Source organism: Apibacter sp., from assembly GCF_025291155.1.
Classification (GTDB): Bacteria; Bacteroidota; Bacteroidia; order Flavobacteriales; family Weeksellaceae; genus Apibacter.
The window spans coordinates 1-626 of sequence record NZ_JAMBJZ010000162.1; the positions used below are offsets into that span (position 1 = coordinate 1).

At 24.1% G+C, this 626-nt stretch carries 1 protein-coding gene; it reads right to left on the minus strand.

What is annotated here, in order from left to right:
• Positions 1 to 321 precede the first annotated feature (321 nt).
• On the minus strand, positions 322 to 600 hold the full coding sequence (locus M3Z80_RS09705) for a TM2 domain-containing protein (RefSeq protein WP_459251456.1): 279 nt from the start codon (positions 598 to 600) through the stop codon (positions 322 to 324).
• Positions 601 to 626 lie beyond the last annotated feature (26 nt).

The following is a 626-nucleotide window of genomic DNA, read 5'->3' on the forward strand; positions in this document are numbered from 1 at the left end:
TTTTTTTTCCCTAGCAATTTTAAGCTGATCTTCGGAAAGTTTATTTCCTATATTGTTAACTTGATTTTTTTCTTCCATATTTACTTTAATTAAATTATAATATTAAATTTTATATATGGTGGCTAAATTATAAATATTTATAAATAACTTTAAACAATTGAATACTGAGCAAATAAAGTCCTACGGCAGCAAAATTGTATACTAAAGAGTCTTTTAATAAATTTAAAAATTTGTTTAAAAAATAAGAATAAAGAAATTTCTAAAGTAAAAAAAGACTCTTTAAAAATTATTCAAAAGAATAATTTTATATTAAAATGTAGATTAGAACCATCCTTTATGACCTTTAATGTAGGTGTTATAAAAATCTTCATCTGATTTGGTTAGGTATATAATTGCTTCAATAAAGGCAATAGGTCCTGTGATAATTGATCCCAAAAATAAAGTACCTAACGTAATACCAAGCATAATAAAACCCTCCTTTTTATATCCTAAAATAAATTTGTGAACTCCTAAACTTCCCATAAAAAATGCGAGAATAGCTGCAAGTAATTTTTTTTCCCTAGCAATTTTAAGCTGATCTTCGGAAAGTTTATTTCCTATATTGTTAACTTGATTTTTTTCTTCCA